The 22,457-nt window shown below is 54.5% G+C and carries 16 protein-coding genes; 12 read left to right on the top strand and 4 right to left on the bottom strand.

All coding sequences use genetic code 11. The features are described 5' to 3' along the window. The first annotated feature begins 22 nt into the window (after window positions 1–22). Window positions 23–3,253: a carbamoyl-phosphate synthase large subunit gene (gene carB / locus MJ923_RS15045; protein WP_240591805.1), complete on the top strand. Its 3,231-nt coding sequence runs from the start codon at window positions 23–25 to the stop codon at window positions 3,251–3,253. Between the two features lie 121 nt (window positions 3,254–3,374). Here the strand turns inward: carB and MJ923_RS15040 are convergent, their stop codons facing one another. After that, entirely contained in the window at window positions 3,375–6,230 is a 2,856-nt protein-coding gene (locus MJ923_RS15040; protein ID WP_240591804.1) for a TonB-dependent receptor domain-containing protein, read from the bottom strand. 478 nt (window positions 6,231–6,708) lie between these two features. Between MJ923_RS15040 and MJ923_RS15035 the strand changes: the two genes are divergently transcribed. The 7 genes from MJ923_RS15035 (at window position 6,709) to MJ923_RS15005 (ending at window position 14,574) form a co-directional block, all read left to right on the top strand. After that, the gene (locus MJ923_RS15035; RefSeq protein ID WP_240591803.1) at window positions 6,709–8,658 is read left to right on the top strand and encodes a HAMP domain-containing methyl-accepting chemotaxis protein; all 1,950 of its coding nucleotides are present in this window, start codon (window positions 6,709–6,711) and stop codon (window positions 8,656–8,658) included. A gap of 217 nt (window positions 8,659–8,875) precedes the next feature. Further along, a complete protein-coding gene (locus MJ923_RS15030; RefSeq protein WP_240591802.1) occupies window positions 8,876–9,076 on the top strand; it encodes a hypothetical protein in 201 nt (66 codons plus the stop codon). A 211-nt stretch (window positions 9,077–9,287) separates the two neighbouring features. After that, window positions 9,288–9,863, top strand: coding sequence for a hypothetical protein (locus MJ923_RS15025; RefSeq protein WP_240591801.1), 576 nt, complete (start codon window positions 9,288–9,290; stop codon window positions 9,861–9,863). Between the two features lie 71 nt (window positions 9,864–9,934). Beyond that, window positions 9,935–11,770, top strand: coding sequence for a protein translocase subunit SecD (secD, locus tag MJ923_RS15020; protein ID WP_240591800.1), 1,836 nt, complete (start codon window positions 9,935–9,937; stop codon window positions 11,768–11,770). Window positions 11,771–11,772: 2 nt separating this feature from the next. Then, a complete protein-coding gene (secF, locus tag MJ923_RS15015) occupies window positions 11,773–12,660 on the top strand; it encodes a protein translocase subunit SecF (protein ID WP_240591799.1) in 888 nt (295 codons plus the stop codon). Window positions 12,661–12,827: 167 nt separating this feature from the next. Continuing rightward, window positions 12,828–13,781 carry a polysaccharide pyruvyl transferase family protein gene (locus tag MJ923_RS15010; RefSeq protein WP_240591798.1) on the top strand — a complete coding sequence of 318 codons (954 nt, stop codon included), beginning with the start codon at window positions 12,828–12,830 and terminating at the stop codon, window positions 13,779–13,781. A 226-nt stretch (window positions 13,782–14,007) separates the two neighbouring features. After that, window positions 14,008–14,574, top strand: a complete 567-nt coding sequence (locus MJ923_RS15005) for a GNAT family N-acetyltransferase (RefSeq protein WP_240591871.1) — start codon at window positions 14,008–14,010, stop codon at window positions 14,572–14,574. Window positions 14,575–14,687: 113 nt separating this feature from the next. Here MJ923_RS15005 and MJ923_RS15000 read toward each other — a convergent pair whose 3' ends face one another. Then, complete coding sequence (locus MJ923_RS15000; protein ID WP_240591797.1) at window positions 14,688–15,452, bottom strand: SDR family NAD(P)-dependent oxidoreductase; 765 nt, start codon at window positions 15,450–15,452, stop codon at window positions 14,688–14,690. 105 nt (window positions 15,453–15,557) lie between these two features. Between MJ923_RS15000 and MJ923_RS14995 the strand changes: the two genes are divergently transcribed. From MJ923_RS14995 to MJ923_RS14985, 3 genes are all read left to right on the top strand, one after another. Beyond that, a complete protein-coding gene (locus tag MJ923_RS14995) occupies window positions 15,558–16,556 on the top strand; it encodes a LysR family transcriptional regulator (RefSeq protein WP_240591796.1) in 999 nt (332 codons plus the stop codon). Between the two features lie 184 nt (window positions 16,557–16,740). Beyond that, entirely contained in the window at window positions 16,741–18,465 is a 1,725-nt protein-coding gene (locus MJ923_RS14990; protein ID WP_240591870.1) for a cryptochrome/photolyase family protein, read from the top strand. Continuing rightward, on the top strand, window positions 18,465–19,181 hold the full coding sequence (locus MJ923_RS14985) for an SDR family oxidoreductase (protein WP_240591795.1): 717 nt from the start codon (window positions 18,465–18,467) through the stop codon (window positions 19,179–19,181). Before MJ923_RS14990 ends, MJ923_RS14985 begins: the two co-directional genes overlap by 1 nt. An 8-nt stretch (window positions 19,182–19,189) precedes the next feature. Here the strand turns inward: MJ923_RS14985 and MJ923_RS14980 are convergent, their stop codons facing one another. After that, entirely contained in the window at window positions 19,190–19,684 is a 495-nt protein-coding gene (locus MJ923_RS14980; RefSeq protein ID WP_240591794.1) for a helix-turn-helix transcriptional regulator, read from the bottom strand. 260 nt (window positions 19,685–19,944) lie between these two features. Between MJ923_RS14980 and MJ923_RS14975 the strand changes: the two genes are divergently transcribed. After that, window positions 19,945–20,736, top strand: coding sequence for a cytochrome b/b6 domain-containing protein (locus MJ923_RS14975; protein ID WP_240591793.1), 792 nt, complete (start codon window positions 19,945–19,947; stop codon window positions 20,734–20,736). Window positions 20,737–21,142: 406 nt separating this feature from the next. Here the strand turns inward: MJ923_RS14975 and MJ923_RS14970 are convergent, their stop codons facing one another. Then, window positions 21,143–22,318, bottom strand: a complete 1,176-nt coding sequence (locus tag MJ923_RS14970) for a serine hydrolase domain-containing protein (protein WP_240591792.1) — start codon at window positions 22,316–22,318, stop codon at window positions 21,143–21,145. Window positions 22,319–22,457: the final 139 nt, after the last annotated feature.

The following is a 22,457-nucleotide window of genomic DNA, read 5'->3' as shown; positions in this document are numbered from 1 at the left end:
CGAGCTGGAGAAGATTGAAGCAATGCCAAAACGTACTGACATAAAAAGTATTCTTATCCTGGGTGCTGGCCCGATTGTTATCGGCCAGGCCTGTGAATTCGACTACTCCGGCGCCCAGGCTTGTAAAGCCCTGCGCGAGGAAGGCTACCGCGTCATCCTGGTGAACTCCAACCCAGCCACCATCATGACCGACCCAGAGATGGCCGATGCCACTTACATCGAGCCAATCCACTGGGAAGTGGTGCGCAACATCATCGCCAAAGAGCGTCCAGACGCCATTCTGCCCACCATGGGTGGCCAGACTGCACTGAACTGTGCGCTGGAGCTGGAAGCCAAAGGCGTGCTGAAGGAATTCAACGTTGAGATGATCGGCGCCACCGCCGATGCCATCGACAAGGCTGAAGACCGCGCCCGTTTCGACCAGGCCATGAAGAAGATTGGCCTTGAGTGTCCACGCGCCGGTATCGCCCACAGCATGGAAGAAGCCTACGGCGTTCTCGACCAGGTTGGCTTCCCTTGTATTATCCGTCCATCCTTCACCATGGGTGGTTCGGGCGGCGGTATCGCCTACAACAAAGAAGAGTTCGAAGAAATCTGTTCTCAGGGTCTCGAACTGTCTCCAACCAATGAGCTGCTGATTGACGAGTCGCTGATCGGTTGGAAAGAGTACGAGATGGAAGTGGTGCGTGACCGCAACGACAACTGCATCATCGTCTGCGCCATCGAAAACTTCGACGCCATGGGCGTGCACACAGGTGACTCCATCACTGTGGCACCCGCTCAGACCCTCACCGATAAGGAATACCAAATCATGCGTAACGCCTCCATGGCGGTACTGCGTGAAATCGGTGTGGAAACCGGTGGCTCCAACGTACAGTTTGGTGTTAGCCCCACCACCGGCCGTATGGTTGTTATCGAGATGAACCCCCGTGTGTCGCGCTCATCTGCGCTGGCCTCTAAAGCAACCGGTTTCCCGATTGCCAAGGTTGCCGCCAAGCTGGCCGTGGGCTTTACCCTCGATGAGCTGATGAACGACATCACCGGCGGCCGCACCCCGGCGTCCTTCGAGCCGTCCATCGACTACGTGGTTACCAAGGTGCCACGCTTTAACTTCGAGAAATTCGCCGGCTCCAACGACCGTCTGACCACTCAGATGAAATCTGTGGGTGAAGTGATGGCCATCGGCCGTACCTTCCAGGAGTCGGTACAGAAGGCTCTGCGTGGTCTTGAAGTAAGCCGCAACGGTTTCGACCCTATCGTCGACCTGAGCGATGCCGATGCTATGCAGAAAATTCGCCATGAGCTCAAAGAGCCGGGCGCTGACCGCATTTGGTACATTGGCGATGCCTTCCGCGCCGGTCTGTCTGTGGACGATATCTTCGCCCTGACCAACATCGACCGTTGGTTCCTGGTGCAGATTGAAGAAATCATCCAGCTGGAAGCCAAGGTGAAAGAGCTGGGTGTTACCGGTATTGATGCCGACTTCCTGCGTAAACTCAAGCGTAAGGGCTTCTCCGATGCGCGTATGAGTGCACTGCTTGGCATCAGCGAAGGCGAAATCCGCAAGCTGCGTGAGCGCTTTAACGTGTTCCCGGTATACAAGCGCGTGGATACCTGTGCGGCCGAATTTGCCACCGACACCGCTTACATGTACTCCACCTACGAGGAAGAGTGCGAAGCCAATCCGTCTGACAAAGACAAGATCATGGTACTGGGCGGTGGTCCAAACCGTATCGGTCAGGGCATCGAGTTCGACTACTGCTGTGTACACGCCGCGCTGGCGCTGCGTGAAGACGGTTATGAAACCATCATGGTTAACTGTAACCCTGAAACCGTTTCTACTGACTACGACACCTCAGACCGTCTGTACTTCGAGCCAGTGACTCTGGAAGACGTGCTGGAAATCGTGCGTATCGAGCAGCCAAAAGGCGTTATCGTGCACTACGGTGGCCAGACGCCACTGAAACTGGCCCGTGCCCTCGAAGCTGCCGGTGTACCTATTATCGGTACCAGCCCAGACGCCATCGACCGTGCCGAAGACCGTGAGCGTTTCCAGCAGGCCATCAAACGCCTGAACATGAAGCAGCCTGAAAACGATACCGTGACCACGGTTGAAGGTGCTGTGATTGCTGCCGAGCGGATCGGTTACCCACTGGTGGTTCGCCCATCTTACGTACTGGGTGGCCGCGCGATGGAAATCGTCTACGACGAGCAGGACTTGCGCCGTTACTTCAACGAAGCCGTAAGCGTATCCAACGCCTCGCCAGTACTGCTGGACCGCTTCCTGGACGATGCCACCGAGGTGGATATCGATGCTGTGTGTGATGGCGAAACCGTGGTTATCGGTGCCATCATGGAGCACATCGAACAAGCCGGTGTTCACTCTGGTGACTCTGCCTGCTCGCTGCCGCCTTACACCCTGTCCAAGGCGATTCAGGACGAAATGCGTGAGCAGGTGACCAAGCTGGCTTTCGAGCTGGGCGTAGTGGGCCTGATGAACGTACAGTTCGCCGTGAAGGATAACGAAATCTACATGATTGAAGTTAACCCACGTGCTGCCCGTACCGTGCCATTCGTGTCCAAGGCCACCGGTGTGCCACTGGCCAAGATTGCCGCCCGTGTGATGGCAGGTCAGAGCCTGAAAGAGCAGAACTTTACCAAGGAAGTTATCCCGCCTTTCTACTCAGTGAAAGAAGTGGTGCTGCCGTTTAACAAGTTCCCTGGCGTTGACCCGCTGCTCGGCCCTGAAATGCGCTCTACCGGTGAGGTAATGGGTGTGGGCGATACCTTCGCCGAAGCCTATGCCAAGTCTGAGCTGGCCTCTATCAAGGATGTACCACGCTCAGGCCGCGCCCTCTTGTCTGTGCGTAACAGCGACAAGAAGAAGGTTGCCGACCTGGCCGCTAAGCTTTTGGAGCTGGGCTATGAGCTGGACGCCACCCACGGTACCGCCGTGGTACTGGGTGAAGCCGGTATCAACCCGCGTCTGGTGAACAAGGTGCATGAAGGCCGTCCACACATTCTTGACCGCATCAAGAACGGTGAATACGCCTATATCGTCAACACCACCGAAGGCCGTCAGGCTATCGAAGATTCACGCCAGCTGCGCCGCGCTGCACTGCGTTACAAGGTGAACTACACCACCACCCTGAACGCAGCCTTCGCCAACTGTGTGGCTCACAACGCCGACGACCGTAACAAGGTTGCTTCGGTGCAGGAACTGCACGAGCGCGTGAACAAAGCCCAGGGCTAATTGGCCGCTAAGCCAACACGCTAAATAAAAAAGCCACCCAATCGGGTGGCTTTTTGTTTCAGGGTAGAAAAGTGTTGGGAGATTGGTTGGGAGCCCTGAAACCAGGGCTCCCCGAGCAAGGTTAGAACTTGTAGTTCACACCCAGGGTGTAAGTACGACCATCCAGATCGAAGTAACGACCTTGATCGTAGGTACTTGGGTTACGTGGTGGCTCCACATCGAACAGGTTCAGTACACCGGCGCGAACCTGCAGGGCATCCGTGATGTTATAGCGACCGGTCAGATCCCACTTGATATAAGAGGGCAGTTCGTTGTAGTCGTTATCTTCCGGAGTCCACTCATTGCTCAAACGGGTGTGATGACGGTAGTTAGAGGTTAACGCCAGGCCTAAATCATTGATGCTATAGTTGGCAGTAAAGCGCATCTTCAGACGAGGATTGTGGTAGTTGCCTGTGGTATTGCGGTAATCCTCTTCTTTACCTGTGGTGTTGTGCTCACGGTTCTCAAGGTAAGTACCGAGTAAGCGCAGGTCAAAATCACCAAATCCGGAGTCGAAACCATAGTTCACCTCAAAGTCAGTGCCTTTAAGGTTTGATGTCGCGGCATTCACGGGCTTCTGGTAGTAATTGTCGATTTCCAGCGTGCCTGGGGTACGCTCAATCAGTGCGCAATAAGGGTTATCCAGGCTTTCAGACTCATAGCACCCAGAAACAATTTGTGCGGCGCTTGGATAGGTAATCATATCCTCCATATCGAATTCCCAGTAATCCACTGTTACCGAGAAGTTTTCAAGATATCGTGGGGTATAGACAAAGCCGATAGTAATGTCGTTGGCGATTTCTGCAGACAGATCGGTGTTACCTACGATGAAGCCTGGATGGTTGGTCGATTTCCAATCGTTCGACGGTGCCCAACCCTCAGGAATACCGGCAGCACGGCAGTTTGCCAGGATATTGTCTTTATATTTACCTGCGTTATCAATCTGGCCTTGCTCACAGGGGTCGTTAAAACTCCCGTAAGTTTGTGCCTTCGGATTGTAAAGTTCGGAAATGTTAGGTGCACGAACAGACTTGGATGTGTTGAATCGGAATTTCAGGTCGTCGTTCACAGTCCAGTTCAGACTTACTTTCCATGCATCTTCCTGACCTACTTCAGAGTAATCCATGAAGCGGTAGGCGGCTTCCAGAGTCAAGTCACTGATTAGGAACACATCAGCAATCAGTGGCACAGAGACTTCTACTGCAGCTTCGTTAACGCTAAAGCCACCATCCATAGCTTCGGAAGCGTTACCAAAGATAAGACCTTTGGCCATGTTTTCATCTGGCTCAGTGACAGAGCTTTCTTTGCGGTATTCGTAAGTGAATGCACTCACGACTGTACCTGCTGGCAGCTCGAACAGATCGCCGGAAACGGTCGCACCCACCACAGTCTGTTCGATGGTGGCTTCACGCTCAGCAACAGTGGAGAAGTAATCGAGGGATTCTTGGCTTACAAGGCCCTTACCCCAAATGTTGGCGGGAGTACAGCCTTCAACCGCGCCAATCACATTACCGGCGGCGTCACGTTTGGCACAAACGATTTCGCCGTTGTAGAGACCGGCATCCAAGGCGTCGGTGAGCTTGGCTGTCAACACTTCACCCTGGAATTCAGTGTGCTGTTTGACCTGACCGAACTGAGCGTAAGCGTCATAGCTCCAGCTGTCAGAAATACCGCCTTCGAAGCTCAAAGCAGCGCGCACTGTATCGCGCTGCTGGTCATACTTACGGTTACCAAATGCACTGCCGAGGAAGTAGGCATTAAAGGTTTGCATTCCCTTGTCGGCGAAGAATTGTCTCGCTTGGTCTGTCAGCAGTGGGTTATCGGTACGCTGGTTTCTGAAAGTGAAAAATGCAGGTGAAGACTCGCCAAAGGCGTGGGTGTCGGAGTAGAGCAATTCCAGGCTGACACTGTGGTCATCGGCGTAGTCATAGGTAAAGTTACCCATGGCGTTGATACGCTCAAGCGGGGTTCTTACATACTTGTGCTCAAGGAAGTTATAACCATCGCCTTCACCTGTGTAGTAGTTGGTGTTACGGCTGCCTGGGGTTTTACTGGCTGGAAACGGATCGTTGGCGACAAACTCGCGGATATCGCCATTGTCGGCAAACACATAGTGGCCACCCGGGGCAAAAAAGTCGCCGGTTTTGCTGTAAACAAACAGTGAAGATTGGCCTTCACCATAGATGGTGCGACGTGGAATACCATCGGTATTATCTACGTTATCAGGATGGTCGTAGGACAATACACCATTACGAATAAAAGAGCGTTGGTCGCCGCGTAGCTGCTCGTCTTTGGTGTAAGACAGGTTACCGATAAAGCTCAACTTACCCAGCTCGTTACCAAAAGTAAAAGAGGCGTAGCTTGATTCGCCACCGTCCTGAGAAGGCTGTCTGGTTGAAGCGTCAACCTCAAAACCATCAAAGGATTTTTTGGTGACAATGTTTACCACACCGGCAACTGCGTCAGAGCCGTATACGGCAGAAGCGCCACCGGTACTGATTTCAATACGCTCGATGATAGATGTAGGAATGTTGTTCAGGTCAACGGCACTTGAAGTTGGCGAGCCTGACACGAAGCGGCGACCATTCACCAGTACCAAGGTGCGGTCAGTTCCAAGACCACGCAGGTCGGCGTTGTTCAGACCGTTGGCGAACACACTGTTGTTGGTGGTTTCAGGTGAAAGGCCGGTGGTCGCTGACGGCAGCTCTTCAAGCAGACCGGCGACGTTGGTGATACCGGCATCAACCATGGTATCGCCGCTGATAACTGTGATTGGAGTTGGAGAGAGTTCACCGATACGCTTGATTTTAGAACCGGTAACTTCAATACGTTCAACAGGTTGTTGTTCTGCTGCTACAGCTGGAAAAACCAGACTGGTGGAAAGCGCCAAAATCCCCAAGCGCACTGCGTTTGCTGTCAATGATACAGAGTTCTTCATTACATCTCCTTGAACTTTATAGTTATGTCCGTTGCCAATTGAGCACGGTTAAGCTCGTGGCAATGGGCTGTTCCCGCAATGTTTCTGTGTGTGTTTCGTCTGTTGCGAAAATATTGCGGACTGTGCATATCAAATGAATTCCCTTAAACAATTCTTAAAACATGTAAATTCGGGCGGGATTTTCATCAGCAATGCTGGATAAGGGTGGAATAATTTTGATACAGACGGGCGGAGAAACGACGGCAGGCATGATGTATAGGGTCATCAGAGTGCAAAACAAGCCAATCATGCTGCCTGTATCAGACGCTCGATTGATTTTTGTGTTCGGGTGGCCAATTATATTTAAGAGAGGGTTACCAAGTTGTTGCAATGCTGCCAAAGGCTTGGGTGGCACCCTCTCGTTGTCGTGCAGTGCTGAACCCATCCGGCTGCCAGGGAAGGAGGTACGGAGTTTATAACCCTAACCAGGAGAACCCGTATGTTTTCCAGCCTCAGGCTCTCTCAGCAGCTCTATTACTCATTCGGTGCCGTGATTCTGCTTCTAATGGTGGTCACAGTGGCCGGATACCGTGGACTGACTCAGGGCTTTGATAACTTCACTGAATATAGGTTGCTGGCGCGAAGCTCCAACGCAGCCAGTGAAGCCGAAGCCACTTTGCTCCGTGCCCGGGTCGATGTCCTCAAGTACCTTAAAACCCCGGAAGATAAGGTTTATCAGTCATTTCAGACAAACATGGCTGAGCTCAATAAAGGCTTTGCCAAGGCCAAGGAACTGGAGCTTGATGCCGCCCGCGACCGTTTGCTGGCCCAGGCTGACGAACTGGTGAAAAATTACGCCTCTACCTTTGAAGCCGTTACCCACGACTTTGCCGCCCGCAACAAGGTGGTACACAATGTGCTGGACCCTACGGGGCTTGGCATGCGGGAAAAGGTGACAGATATCATTACTGCCCTGTATCAGGAAGGTGATTCCGAAGGCTTATTTATTGCCGCAAGAAGCCAGGAAAAACTGATGCTTGCCAGGCTGTATGCTTCCAAGTTTCTGATTTCCAATAAAGAAGATGATTATCAACGGGCATTGCAGGAACTGTCTGCCCTCGATGGCACTGTCGATGGTCTTAAAAATACCGAAAGCGCGGCCGTGATTGCCGACAAGGTACAGAGCATAGATGAAGGCCGCGCCAAGTACCGCGACGCACTTAAAGAGGTGTACGGCATTATTCAGGGCCGCAATAAGCGCATCAATGAGGGACTGAATGTGATTGGCCCCAAGGTGGCTGGGGTGCTTGATGACTACAACAAAGCGATTCAGCAGCAGCAGGATGAGCTGGGGCCCCATGCGCAGCAGGAAAGTGAAGCAGCCATCAATACCGTGATTGTGGTATCCATAGCAGCGCTGCTGCTTGCCATTTGGCTTGCCGTTACCGTGGTGCGCGCCATTCGTCGGCCTGTGGGTGGCGAACCCAGAGAAATGGCATCCATTGCCCGTGAGATAGCCGCTGGGAACCTGGGGCAGAACTTCCAGACTCAAGGCAGTACCGGTATTTATGCGGCCATGGCTGAGATGAATGACAACCTGCGCCGCATTATCAGCGAACTCACGGAGGCATCCCGTACCCTTGGCGAATCCTCCAGTGGCATGCTGGGCGTCACCGAAGAGAGCCGGGTCAACTCAGAGTCTCAGGCCGATCAATTGGCGCATACCGCCTCGGCGATGCAGGAGATGACCCACACTGTGGATGACATAGCCCAGAATGCCCAGCGCGCTTCGGAAATGGCCTCTGAAGCCGATCACCATGCTCAGGACGGCATGGGCGTGGTAGAAGACACCCGTCGCAGCATTATGGCGCTGGTGGACAATATCACCGATGTCAGCGGCATTATCGAGAACCTGGAGAAAGAAACCGAAAACGTCGGTTCTATCCTCGGGGTCATTCGCGGTATTGCCGAGCAAACCAACCTGTTGGCGCTCAATGCAGCCATTGAGGCGGCCCGCGCCGGCGAACAGGGACGCGGCTTTGCGGTGGTGGCCGATGAGGTGCGGAATCTTGCCAGTCGAACCCAAAACAGCACCGAAGAAATTCAGGCCCTGATTGGCCGCTTGCAGGCCGAGTCACGCCGTTCAGTTGAATCCATGCGGGTCAATGTAACTGAAGCCACTCAAACGTCAGAAAAGGCCAATAAGGCGATTGCTGCCCTCGGGGCGATTGCCGACTCTGTGATGGCTATCCGTGACATGAACCACCAGATTGCGGTTGCCGCCGAAGAGCAGGCCACTGTGGTCAACACCATTAACCTGAGTGTGGAAGAAATCAGCGTGCTGGCCCGCAAGAATGCCGAAGGCAGTGAACAGGTGCAAAGTTCGGCCAATGGTATCAACGGAATATCCCGCAAACTCAGTGGGATAGTAGGGCGATTCAAGCTCTGATCCCCAAAGCCCCGACATCATATGGCTGGTCTGTCCTTTGTGATGTCGGGGCTTTTATTATTGGCGCGCCGCGTCAAGCGTGTTATCAACGACCTGTTAGCCCAACCTTTTTGATTATCTACAGGCCGCAGGTTTTGCTTGCACCAACGCAGTTTCTGGAGAAGCGTCGGCCCTTATTGATGGTATCCCGCCACGGATGCCAGGACGGGGAATCGCCATGAGTCGCAACAAACTTGCCGAAGCCAAACATTTGCTGGAGCAGCCCATGACCCTGGGCAACCTGAAACGCTTTCAGGTGCTGTGTCAGGGAATGGACGCCGAAACCGACGCTGTGCGTGAGCTGCGTGAACCACTCAAAGCCCGCGTAGCTGAAGATGAAGAGCTGTTTTTTACCGCACTCGAGCAGGGGCTGCTTTAACCGGCTCTCAGTACAAGTGAGCCGCTGCCAAGACGCCCAGCTTCAGCCAAGACATATAGCTTCAGCTACCAAGCAGCAACAAGCGTCTCAGCCACGACATAGAGCCAATGTCCTGTTTCCGGCGCAATCCTCGCGTGCAGTTTCGTGCCTCTCTCGCACTTGATGTAATCTGCCCTTGAAAAGCGCCTGAGCGAGCCCCATATTAGCCACTATGAACGCCACCAGATCTGTCTTTGCCGCGCTGCTAATTGTTCTCGGCCTGTTTTTCGCAGGCTGGGCGGGTGTGGCTCAGGCATTTTCCGCCGACCATTCGGTTGAGTCGGCGGCCTTATCCGGTGGACAATCCTGTGCTGAGCTTTGCTCTGATTTCGATGGCATTTTTTCTGAAATCAATGGCATAGACGGCAATAACTTGCCGGTGCATCTGGAGCTTAGCGCCGCGACGCCATTCGGCGCGACGCCATTCGCCGCCAAGGCTCTGGGGTCAGGAAGTCATCACGCCGGCTCGTCACTGCCGCTTGGCAAAGATCTTAATATTCCCCGCTCGTTTCGATGGCAGGTGCTGCAAAGTCAGTGGCAGCGCGATTTTGCCCCCGAATATCAGTTGCTGTTCGAACTGGCGATGCCAAGCTCGCCCGAGCTTGAGCCTGGACGGATAGAACCCAAGCCGCCTCAGGTACAGTGGGTGCTTGGGCCGCAAACCGGTGGCACCTTGCGCCCCGGTGGCTGGAAAGACACCAATCTGCAATTCCGTTTTATCCAACAAGCCGACTTTTCTCTCGCTTAATCAGGCCTTTGGCCTGTCTGGGGCCGCACGGTTTCGTCGCGGCTTGGGCACAGATTTTGTGAGAGATCATCATGATTACCGATTCAATCCTCCAGCGTGGGCGGCAAAAGTCGTCTGCGCGTAAAAGCCTTAACCGTAATTCCCCCTGGCAGGTGCTAAGCCTGCTTATTGGACTGATTTTACTGGCATTGTCGGCCTTGCCGAGCTTCTTTGGTGAAGATGCTGCACTGGTGGTGGGCAAAGATGCCTGGCTTGGGCCAGAGACCATCAGTGAGCAGCTTGGCGCTGCCAATATTGCTATTAAGCACATCAGCCGCGACGGCGATAATGTGCTGGTGGTGCTTGCCGAGCCGCAGCAGCAAATGTCGGCCCGAGCGCTGTTGCTGCCAACAGCCAGGGAAGCCTCAGCCATCACCCTGTCTATGGTGCCTGCCGCGCCCGAGTGGCTCAGTCGGCTCGGGCTTTCACCGGTAAAACTCGGACTGGATTTGCGTGGCGGCGTGCAGTTTTTGATGCAGGTGGATCTGGAGCCCGTGTATGCCGCCCAGGGCGATGCCTTGTCGTCTGCTATCCGTGAACAGCTGCGTGCCCAAGGCAGCCGCGGCGTTGCCCTTTACAAAGACGATACCAGCGGCGAAGCGCCTGACGCCATCCGCGTTGCGGGCGATGAAGCAGGCTTGTCGCAGCTTAAAGTTTGGCTGCAACGCAGCTACCCACAGTGGCATATCAGCACCAAAGACGGCGCGCTGCATTTGCGCCTGACCGATAACGAACGTCAACTTATCCGCCAGCAAACCATGGGGGAAAACGTGCGCATTATGCGTGGCCGTATTGGTGAGCTTGGGATCACCGAAGCTGTGGTGCAGCGACAGGGCGACAGCCGCATTCTGGTGGAGCTGCCCGGGGTGCAGGATCCGGTTGCCGCCAAGAGGGTGTTGGGGGCAACTGCGAGTCTGGCCTTTTATGAGCTCAGCGACAGCCCCGGCGCGCAGCAAATGCCCTTCGGCGAAGGGCGTATCGGCATTGCCCGTCAAAGCGTGCTTGGGGGCGAGCATATTAAGGATGCCCGCGCCGGCAGCGATGAAATGGGACGCCCTTCAGTGAATATTGCGCTGGATACCGAAGGCGGCCGCCGGATGGCGGATTTTTCCCGTACGCACATTGGCAAGCCCATGGCCACCAGTTACAGCGAATATCAGGCTACTGAGCAGGGCACCCGCAAGGACAGCCGAATTATTTCGGTGGCTACCATCACCAGTCAGCTGGGGAATCGCTTTTCTATCACAGGGCTTGGCAGTCATCAGGAGGCGCAGGAGCTGGCCATGTTGCTGCGGGCTGGCTCAATGACGGCGCCGGTGACTATTAAAAAAGAACGCACCATAGGCCCAAGCCTGGGGGCAGAAAATATTCACAATGGTTTTGCTGCGCTCACTCTTGGGCTGGGAGCCACCTTGCTGTTTATGGCGCTGTGGTACCGGCGTCTTGGCTGGGTGGCCAATGTGGCGCTGCTGGCCAATATGACCATGCTACTTGGGCTGATAGCCCTTATCCCCGGCGCTGTGCTCACCTTGCCGGGCATCGCCGGATTGGTGCTCACCGTCGGTATGGCTGTCGATACCAACGTACTGATATTTGAGCGTATTCGCGACAAGATGAAAGAGGGGCGCAGCCTGGCGCTTGCCATCGACCGCGGCTTCTCTTCTGCCTTTGGCACCATTCTCGATGCCAACCTCACCACCATGATCACCGCGTTGGTGCTGTATGCCATCGGTAATGGTCCGGTGCAGGGCTTTGCCCTGACTCTGGGTCTGGGATTGGTGACTTCCATGATCACCGGCATTTTCTTATCCCGGGTGATTATCAACTGGGTATATGGCCGCGATGAGCGCAAGGCAGTGAGGATTTAAACATGAAAAAGCAAACGTTAAGCAGAATTCGGTATCTGATGAGCGGCATTTCCGTGCTGCTGCTTTTGGCCTCTATGCTGCTGGTGGGGTTCAAGGGTTTTAATCTGGGGCTCGATTTTACCGGCGGCGCCTATGCCGAAGTGGTGATGGCCCCCGGCACCGAGCCCCGTACCCTGGAGCAGGCATTGACCCCGGTGATGGGCGCCAACCTGTCGGTGGTGGCCACCGAGCCTGGCCGATTTTTGATCCGTACCGGCGAGCCGCTGGATGAAGTCTCCCGTCCGGCGTTCAATCAGGCACTGACATCCATCGATGCCGATGCACGGGTGCTCGACAGTGACTCAGTTTCGCCGCAGGTGGGCGAGGAGCTATTTGAGCAAGGCGGACTTGCGCTGTTGGTGGCGCTGATGTGTATCCTCGGCTACCTGTCGCTGCGCTTTGAGTGGCGTCTTGCCAGTGGCGCCCTGCTGGCGCTGCTGCACGATGTGGTATTGGTGCTTGGGGTGTTTGCCGTTACCGGAATGGAGTTTAACCTCACTGTGTTGGCGGCGGTGCTGGCGGTGCTTGGTTATTCGCTCAACGACTCCATTATTATTGCCGACAGGATGCGCGAGCTGATGATTGCCCGTCCCCATGACAAGTTGGCTGATATCAATAACGCCGCTGTGGTGCAAACCTTCTCCCGCACCATGGTCACTTCGGGCACCACGCTGATGACGGTCGGCGCCCTGTGGCTGCTGGGAGGTCCGGCGCTGGAAGGGTTTGCCACTGCCATGGTGATAGGCATAGTCACCGGCACCTTCTCGTCGATTTCGGTTGGTACCGTGCTGCCGGAACTACTTGGGTTGACACCGCAGGTGCTGGCAAAGCCTGCACCTCAGTCACCCTGAACCGCACTGCCCATTGTCACCAATTGATGCAATTGACCAAATTTTAGCTGCCTCAGAGGCTTGGGGCAGCTTAAGGTGTGAGCTTACAGAGGTTTGCTCGGTCAAAGGTTTGAGATTGTGGCGTTAATGGCATAGCATGCGCCAAATTTTCTACCGCTCACAATACCATGCTGACTGTTACCGACTACTTTGCCAGGCATCAGATTAACGACTTCGTGTTCATTCCCAACCCGGGTAATGCCGGAGATTCACTTATCAATGCAGCCACTTTTCAGGTGTTTGATGATGCGGGTTTTCGCTATGAAGTCAGAAGTCCGCGCCAAGTGCGCAAGGCCATTCTGGCGGGGCAGAGCATGGAGGCATTACAGCTTAAGGATAAGATAGTGGTTCTGGGCGGCGGTGGAGCCTTTACTTCCCAGTACACCCATTCTGCAACTCTGATTGAGGCCATTCATCGCCAGGCACGCCAACTCATCCTGTTGCCTTGCACTGTGGAGGGGCACCAGCAGCTGCTTGGCTCACTGGGAAGCAATGTCACCATATTCTGTCGTGAGCGTATCAGTCTTGCCCATGTGCAAGCCCATTGTGATGGCCCAGAGCTGTTGCTGCATCATGATATGGCCTTCTCGGTTAACTTGCCGCGTCTGTTGGCACAACCCGTGACAGGTGTCAGCCTGCGCAAGCGTATCCGACTTTATTTCAGTCGCCGCGCCATGGCAGCCCTAAAGCAAAAAAATGGTCAAGCCAGCCTGAATGCATTCCGTCTTGATGCCGAAGCCTGTGGCCGGCCCATTCCCGAAGACAATCAGGATCTGTCTGAAATGTTTACCCTCGGCACTCAGACCCGGGCACAGAACCTGTCTTCAGCCAAAATTCTGTTGTCGCAGATTAACCAGTTTGACCATATCAGCACCAATCGTCTGCATGTGGGGATTGGCGCGTTTTTGCTGGGCAAACGGGTCGACTTTTTCGCCAATTCTTATTTTAAAAACCGCGCCGTGTATGAGCTTTCCATCGCAGGGCGAGACGGGGGCAGGGTGAGCTTTATCGACTCATCCGCAAACGATACAGCCGCTGCAGAAACGGCAGCGAATGGGACTGAAACCGGCTGCGCAGCCTGAGTTTCCATCCCGCAAAACGGCAGCCCTGGGCTGCCGTTGTTGTTTCAGCCATATGAGGGTTACCATGGCCGGCACATAGCCGCTTTCACATCGACGTTACCAAGGTGGGAAAGCAGCTGACAGGGGCAGCTAACCAGGCAGCCGCCGACAGAAAGTAATCAGGTAATGAATATAAGGGAATGGGTATAAAAGTGACTTGGAATATATGGGGGCCACTGTGAGCAGCATGTCCGGCACAGCAGTCAGCAACAGTATTATCAACACCGCCAGAACAAAGCTGGTGGCCGTGACCGCTGCCGATGAGCCTCTGCTTCGGGTTATAAGTGAGGCTTTACCGGCGATACTTACCCCAGCGGTATGTCTGCATTTGCCGCCGAATTTTTCAGATATTAGCTCGGCAGCCAAGGCAAGAGCGCTGTTGGATGAGATGCTATCCCAAAGTCAGGTTACTGCTATTTTTGCCAATCTGGGCGATAAGCCTGATGCTAACCCACTGGCTGGACTTATCTTTATGCATATCGCCGCACAAGAGGCGGCAAGCGGTGCGGCCGAGGCGCACCTGGGTTACCTGTTGGCGGAGCGCTTTTGGGGTGGCGGCATCGCCAGCGAATGCCTGAGTGCCTTTGTCGCTGAGGTAAGTAAGTCGGCCCCGGTGAACACCCTGGTGGCCGGGGTCGAGGTTGGCAATCTTGCATCTATCCGATTGCTGGAAAAACTCGGCTTTAGCCTACAGAACAGTGACAGCGAGCAGAGCACGCTTCACTACGCTCTGGCCCTGCGCTGTCACGGCTAGTCCCGTCACAGCGTGTCTCGTCACAGCTAGTCTCTTCACAGTGATTGAACTGGCTTGGCGATACTCTGCTTTAACGCCTGAGTCTGTACTGGCATAGATTGCCACTAACTCTCTCAGAGGCAGTAGCCGCCATCTATGGTGAGGCTGGTACCTATTACCCCTTCAGAGCCGGGAGACAGCAGGAATGCCAGTCCCGCCAGCATCTGCTCAGGTTGCAGGAAACCGCCAAAGGCTGTGGAGGACAGCTGGTCGCCAAGGCCGTCAATCTGCTGTTGGCTGAAGCCAGCCTTTTGCTGAATTTCGGTTAGGGTCACCCCTGGGCGCAGGCTGTTGATGCGAATGTTACGCGGTGCCAATTCCAGGTTAATGGCAGCCACCGCTGCTTCGAAAGCACCTTTGCTGGCGCTGTAAATAGCGGCACCGGCAAAGCCTTTTTCAACCGCAATGCTGGAGGTATACACCACGGACGCGCCCTGGCTCAGCAGTGGCAGCAGGGTTTGCAGGGTAAACAGCGGCCCTTTGAAATTCACCTGCATGGTTTCTTCAAACAGCGAGTCTGTCATATCGGCAAGGCCAAACGGCTTGAAAATCCCGGCATTGAGCAGCAGGGCATCGAGGCGGATTTGGCACTCTTCCAGCGTCTGCTTAAGCCTCGGTAAATGCGATACATCAGCGCTGTCGGCCAGCACTCCCAGCACCTTTGCCCCTTTTTGCTGTGCCTGTAGCTGACTAACGGCATCATCGAGCCTTGCCTGATTGCGGCCGGTTATCACAAGCTGCCAGCCGAGTTTAAGAAAATGGCTGGCGGCGGCATAGCCGATGCCTGAGGTGGCGCCGGTGATCAGCAGTGTTTTTTGCGGGGCTTGTTGCGTATCCATGGGGTTCTCCTGTGGTGTATTGAGCTGCTTTTCAGCATACTTAAGCCTTGGCGCAAGGATTAGCCCCCAACTGGGCAACACAATGATTCCCAAAGGTAAACACTGATGTATGAGCCTGTTTTTACAGCGGATGTTAGCTATGACACCAATAGTATCGAACCCGCACAGCCGCCCAAATCCCCCATTAAACCGCATCTTTTGCACCAGCAGTTGCCGCTGATTTATGTGTTCAGGCTGGTGGCCGAGCTTGGCAGTTTTCAGGCGGCGGCCCACAGGCTGGCGTTGCCACGCTCTTCTGTCAGTAAAAAAATTGCGGCGTTGGAAGACTTTTGCGCCGAGCGTCTGTTTGCCCGTCATACCCGCGCACTCAAATTGACCGATGCCGGTGTGGCCTTGCTAAGCGCTACTGATGGCCTGTCGCAGCTGCTGGCCCAAACCGAAAACTGGTTGGTGGGTCAGCAAAGGTCACTTTCAGGCAGAGTAAAACTCAGCTGCTCGACCTTGCTTGCCGCCGAATACTTGATGCCAAGGGTGATTGAACTGCGGCGCCTCTATCCACAAATCAGCCTGGAGCTGGACTTTCGCGACGAGCTGGTGGATTTGCTCGATGAAGGGGTGGATATTGCCATTCGGGTGGGCAAGCTGCCCGACTCGTCGCTGGTGGCAAAAAGGGTTGGGCTCAAACGCTTTGGCTGGTATGCAAGCCCCGGCTATCTTAAGCAGCGTGGCGTGCCAGCGGCGCCTGAGTCTTTAAGCGAGCATGATTGTATCGTGTATCGCAATCGTCATTTGTGTATGGATTTGTGGCGGTTCAGTGGCCCCGATGGGCGTATCAGCGAGCACAGGGTCAGTGCCGCAATACTTTCAAGCGACAGCCGCAGCCTGCTGGAACTGGCGCTGGCCGATCAGGGGATTATCATGGCTGACCGCCTGCTGGCCCGCCGCTACCTTGCCACCGGCCAGTTGGTGAGCCTGTTTGATGACTGGCAACATCCTGAGACCCAACCTGTGCATCTGGTTTGCCTTGGCCGCAATAGCCGCAGCCGCGCCGCCGAGACCCTGTGGGAGCGACTGGCTGAATGGCTGCAAGCCGATTTGGCCTGAACAGGTTTGGCCTGACCTGTTTGTTTTGAACAGGCTTAGCCCGCGCTGCGGAGCGCTTTGGTGATCGAGATCAGCCGCTGGTTCGTAATCTTTGCTGACTGCCACGGCTGTTGCCATCGCCTTTGCGAATGCCTTTGCACAGGTTGAAATTGCCCTTTGCCGTGGCCCTTCTCACCCAGCCGGAATGAGCCACAACCAGATGTTACCCCAAAGCCCCAAGGGCGATTTTCAGTTTCATACGCTTCGATTACTCCTTGGCGATCAGCTGGGCAGCAATCACTCCTGGTTCAGTCAGCGCGATGATGGCGTGCTCTATCTTATCGCTGAGCTTAAGCAGGAAAACAGCTACGTTACCCATCATATCCAGAAGGTGTGCGCCTTTTTCGCCGCCATGGCGGATTTTGCCACAAGCCTTAAGGCTGCGGGTCATAGGGTGTTGCACCTCACCCTGGATGACAGCGCCGAATTTGCCGACCTGCCAGCACTCTTAAGCCATGTGCTGCAACTAACAGGTGCCGATCGCTTTGAATATCAGCGCCCCGATGAGTATCGGCTGCTGTTGCAACTTGGCAGCTTTGAGCCGTGTGGGGTGCAAGTCGAGATGGTGGAAAGCGAACACTTTTTACTGCCGTTCGATGAGATAAATGCGCTCTTTCCCAAAGGGAAACACATACTGATGGAAAGCTTTTATCGGCGGATGCGAAAGCGCTTTAACATTCTGATGGATGGCGCCAAGGCCGTTGGTGGCCAGTGGAATTTCGATGCCAGCAACCGCAATAAATTAAAAGCGCCCGACATTGCAAACTTGCCGCAGCCTTTGCAGTTTACAAACGATATCAGCGAGATAGTCTCGCGCCTGCAGCGCCATGGTATTGTTACCATCGGCAGTCTTAAGCCCGGAGCCAGGCAAAGCTTCTCAACAGCAAGCGAGTCATACGCCAGCGGTGACCTATTTGCCACATTTGCTCAGCCCGAGCCCGAGTTTGAGCCTGATCATGCCTCCCGCGCCAAAACACACACTCTGCTGTGGCCCATCAATCGCCAGCAGAGTCTGGCCCTGCTGGCCCATTTTTGCCGTTACTGCCTGCCGCTGTTTGGCCGTTTTCAGGATGCGATGACGGCAAATCACTCATCCGCCTGGAGCCTTTACCACAGCCGCTTATCCTTTTCGATAAACAGCAAAATGCTGCATCCGGCCGAGGTGATAGATGCCGCCATCAGCGCCTATAAGGCCAGCGGCAATGGTGGAGTAAAGGGCGCAATCGATTTGGCGCAGGTCGAAGGTTTTGTACGGCAAATCCTTGGCTGGCGGGAATATGTGCGCGGCGTCTATTGGGCCAATATGCCGGATTACGCCAATCTTAATGCCCTTGGCGCTCAAAGGCGGCTGCCGCACTATTTCTGGAGTGGCGATACCCGCATGAACTGTATGCGCCGCGCCATAGGGCAATCACTGGATTATGCCTATGCCCACCATATTCAGCGGCTTATGATCACCGGCAATTTTTGCCTGCTAACCGACATCGACCCGACGCAGGTGGACGACTGGTACCTTGGCATCTATGTGGATGCCATTGAATGGGTCGAGATGCCTAACACCCGAGGCATGGCGCTGTTTGCCGATGGCGGCATTGTGGGCACCAAACCCTATGCCGCCAGTGGCGCATATATCAACAAGATGAGTGATTACTGCCAGGGCTGCCATTACAACATCAAGGCCAAAAGTGGCGTAGGTTCGTGCCCCTTTAACAGCCTGTATTGGCGCTTTATGTACAAACATAAAGAGCGCCTTGGCGCCAACCATCGGCTGGGGATGATTTTCAGCAGTTGGTACAAAATGGCAGAGTCGCAGCGCAGCGCGATTCTGGCCACAGCCGAGCAGTATCTGGTGGATTTGGAGCGACTGTAATGAAGATTTTGATTGTGGGTGGCAGCGGCGGTATTGGCAGCGCCATGGTCAAAGAGGTGATGGCAAGGTTTGCTGATGCCGAGGTGCATGCAACCTTCTACACAAGAAGCAATCCGCCCGACAGCGAGCACATACCCGGCGTCAGTTGGCACAGGCTCGATGTAACCGATGAGGCCGAAATTCAGGCATTGAGCGAAAGCTTTGAAAGTTTGGACTGGCTTATTAACTGCGCAGGCATGTTGCATACAGCCAGCAGGGGGCCGGAAAAGTCCCTGTCGCAGTTTGATGCGGATTTTTTCCTGCACAATATAAAAGTGAACGCCTTGCCTTCTTTGCTGCTCGCCAAGCACTTCAGTGCAAAATTAAAGTCCAGCGCTGCGCCGCGACTGGCGGTGCTTTCTGCCAAAGTTGGCAGCATCAGTGATAACCGCTTGGGCGGCTGGTACAGCTACCGGGCCTCCAAGGCGGCGCTTAATATGCTGATTAAAACCCTGGCGGTGGAGTGGCAGCGCAGCCTGAAACAGGGCGTGGTGCTGGCGCTGCATCCGGGCACCACCCAAACCCGCTTATCTGCGCCGTTTCAGGCCAATGTGCCCGAGGGAAAACTGTTCTCACCTGAGCGGGTAGCGGCTGATTTAATTGCCATTCTTGCCAACGCCAAGGTTAATGACAGTGGCAGCTTCCTTGCCTACGACGGCACTGTGCTTGGTTGGTGAAGGCTGCCTTAGAGAAAATCCTCAATAAACCAGGCGGCAAAGCCATGTCTGCCGCTGACTCCGGCCTTTTTGTACACCGCCGAGGCCTGCTGGCGAATGGTCTTCTCTGCCGTGCCGCGCAGCAGGGCAATTTCTCTTAGCGACAAGCCCTTAAGTAACAGCAACCCCACTTCCTTCTCGCTTTGGGATAGCTCCCAGCGCTGAAATTGCAGTGCTATCACTTCCGATAATCTGTGCCTTGCATCTATCAGGCCTTCATCCTGTGGCAGCGGCAGATTACGGGCCTCATCCAGCGCCTGTTTCAGCTCGGCTATCTCAGTCTTTTGCCTATGGTGGCTGTTTAACATCCAAGCCAGCATCAGGGTAGCCAGCAGCAACAGCGCGCCTTCCTGAAACAGGTGCGCCTTGGAAGCCCCCTGGCTTAAATCGGCATAAAGATCCTGACCACTGGCAAAAATCACCAATAGCAGCAGCCCTATGGTCAAGGTGTCGCGGTTTGGCATTGGTTGTCCTCAATTCCTCTGTTATCGCTGTTTTGGCCAGATTTATGGCCCTTTGATGTATCCGGCAAATGTCCTAAAGGCTTGTCAGTCAGGCGTTTGCCCAATGTATCTGGCCATTCACAGGCAGATAATCCGCTTATCGAATAGAGCCTTACGGCGCCGATTATCCAAGCCCTGCTGCGGGTGAACTTTTACCCGGTAGCCACTGAAAACCGCAATAGCAGCAGGGCCTTTTTAGACATCACACAGGAGTCAGTGTCATGCAAGAGAAAAAATACGTTTGGGACATTTTTGTCAGAACTTTCCACTGGTCGCTGGTTATCGCCTTTGTGGTGAGCTACGTGAGTGGCGATGAATTGCAAAGCCTGCATGTGGCCAGTGGCTATTTCATCCTTGGCCTTATCCTGATGCGGCTGGTGTGGGGCTTTATTGGCACCAGGCACGCGAGATTCAGCGACTTTGTGCGCTCACCGGTTGCGGCCTTTGGTTACCTTAAGGGGCTTGTCAGTGGCGATGACCAAGGTGCAGGGCCGCGGTATGAGGGCCACAACCCGGCTGGCGGCCTGATGGTGTTAATGCTGCTTGCCTCGATACTCGCCACCGGGTTCAGCGGCCTTAAAATCCTCGGCTATGAAGGCGAGGGACCTTTTGCCCAAACCGGCATCGCTCAAAGCGACGGCAATAGCCAAACCGAGATGGCTCAAACCGGCATTGCTCAAATCGATAGTGCGCCAACCCTCGCAGCTCAGCCAGATATCGCCATCAAGCAGCCAGCAGCAGGCAAGGACGATGATGACGATGACCATCATCAGAGCGCCTTTGGCAGCGACGGGCACAACCGGCAAGCCTACGCCTCGGTGGGCGACTATCATGACCATGAAGGCGCCGAGAGCGAAGCCGAGGAGTTCTGGGAAGAAATCCATGAGTTCTTTGTCAACTTCACCCTGCTGTTGGTCATACTGCATGTGGGCGGGGTATTCCTGTCATCCCGCGCCCACGGCGAGAATCTGGTGAAGGCCATGGTTACTGGTTATAAAGGTGAAAAAGACTGACTTGCCCCGGGGGATTTGAAGGGGGAGCCGCACAGTCGTTATTAGGGCGTTATACCCCTATAACAGAAAAAGATATATCAGCTACAGCATTGTGGATTAGGCATACGCCATCCCCCATCGAAGCCGCTTTGGGTGTTGGGAGAACTTTGAGGACAGCCATATCTTTCTGAGGTTTCGCACGCTCTTGACTAGCCTTTGAGGCATCCCCTTTTCGTCAGTCGAGGCTCATCATGACTATAGCTCGCTGTCAGTTGATTGATGCTGAAAGTACGCCCTTTTACCAAGTGATTAACCGTCGCGTGAGGGATATTACTATTCAGGCGGCAAATGACCTGCGTCGCTCAGCCCCTCAGAAAGTAAAGCAACAACTGGCAAGGGTTGGCTCTGTGTTTTGCTGGGTTTGCCTTTAGGGAGAAGAGCGCAGTGTTGTGTGGCTTTCCGCAGCAGAGGTGTTGCGGGGGGGCTGACTTTTCTGCTCGGTTTCTGGTGTCTTGCTGTGATCTTCCTGCAAGACCTTTTTCAGGCTGCGGAAAATGTGAATAGCACTGCGTTCGGCCTTGTCGATGCGGCCATCGTTGATATTAATGGCGATGGCCGCATCGTACTCGGGTAGCAGTGTTAGCAGGCTGTACCACATTGTGTTTGAGCCATTGTGCCAGAGAGTTTGTCCTCCCTCTGCGGCTGGTCTTTGCTTTATGACCCAGCCTTTGGCGTAATCATCCAATGACGGCTGATGTAGGCGACTGAACTGGTCGTGTGGCAGAAATTGGCTGCGCCCGCTGCTGCCAAGCAGATGCTCGTTGGCGTAGCGGGCGAGGTCGGTCAGACTCATATGAACGCTGCCAGCAGGTCCCATCAATTTGGGATTGTCGGCATTGGAGGTGACTGAAAAGGTAAATCCGAGTATTGACTTGTGGCCACGTGGCTGGGAGTTGTCCGGTTCATCCTGCGGCGGGCCAAAGCCTGCAGAACCAAGCCCCAGCGGGATAAAGAGTTCTTGCTGCATCAGGCTCTCCCAGCTTTTGCCGGTAGCCTTCTCGGCGATAACGGCGGCTATGGTGTAGCCCGTGTTGGAGTATTGATACTGGCTGCCCGGTGCGTGTTCCGGAGCATCAGCCAGTATTTTTTGCACGGCTTTTAGCCTGGCCTCCAGCAGCTGCTGCTCATTGTCGGGGTCGTCTTTGAACATGATTGATATAGGGAAATTTGCTGGTGCACCTGATGTGTGATGCAGCAAGTGGGCCAGAGTAGCTTGTTGCCAGCCGGCGTCTATGCCGCCTTTGCCGGGAGGAATAGACTCAATCCCCTGATCCCAGCTTAGAATACCTTTTTGCACTAGCCGGGCAATCACAGTGGCAGTCATGGATTTGGTGACAGACCCCAGATGCCACTTATCTTGGACCGAGAGCGGGGTGTCTCGGCTTTTTTCCTGCTTCCCTTCAGTGGCAAGTGCCCGAATTTCCCCATTTTGGATCACCACAGCCCCCATGCCCATCAACCTGGTTTCTCTGAGTTGGGTGTTGAGTTGTTGTTCCAGCAACAATTGAAGTCGGGGGTTGGTTTGAGCCATAGATTGAGCCATAGATGGGATACTCCATAGGCAGAGGCATGGAAGTAGTGCGACTAAAGTATTCTTAACGTTGTTGTTTTTATACATAGAGCCTTTGAGATGATTGGTCTATAGCCATTGATTTTATGATTAACCCTTAAGGACTGACAGA

The sequence above is a fragment of the Shewanella zhuhaiensis genome (assembly GCF_022484835.1).
GTDB classification, from domain to species: Bacteria; Pseudomonadota; Gammaproteobacteria; order Enterobacterales; family Shewanellaceae; genus Shewanella; species Shewanella khirikhana.
Note: the sequence above shows the minus strand (reverse complement) of the source record. Positions and strands in the feature narration are given on the sequence as shown.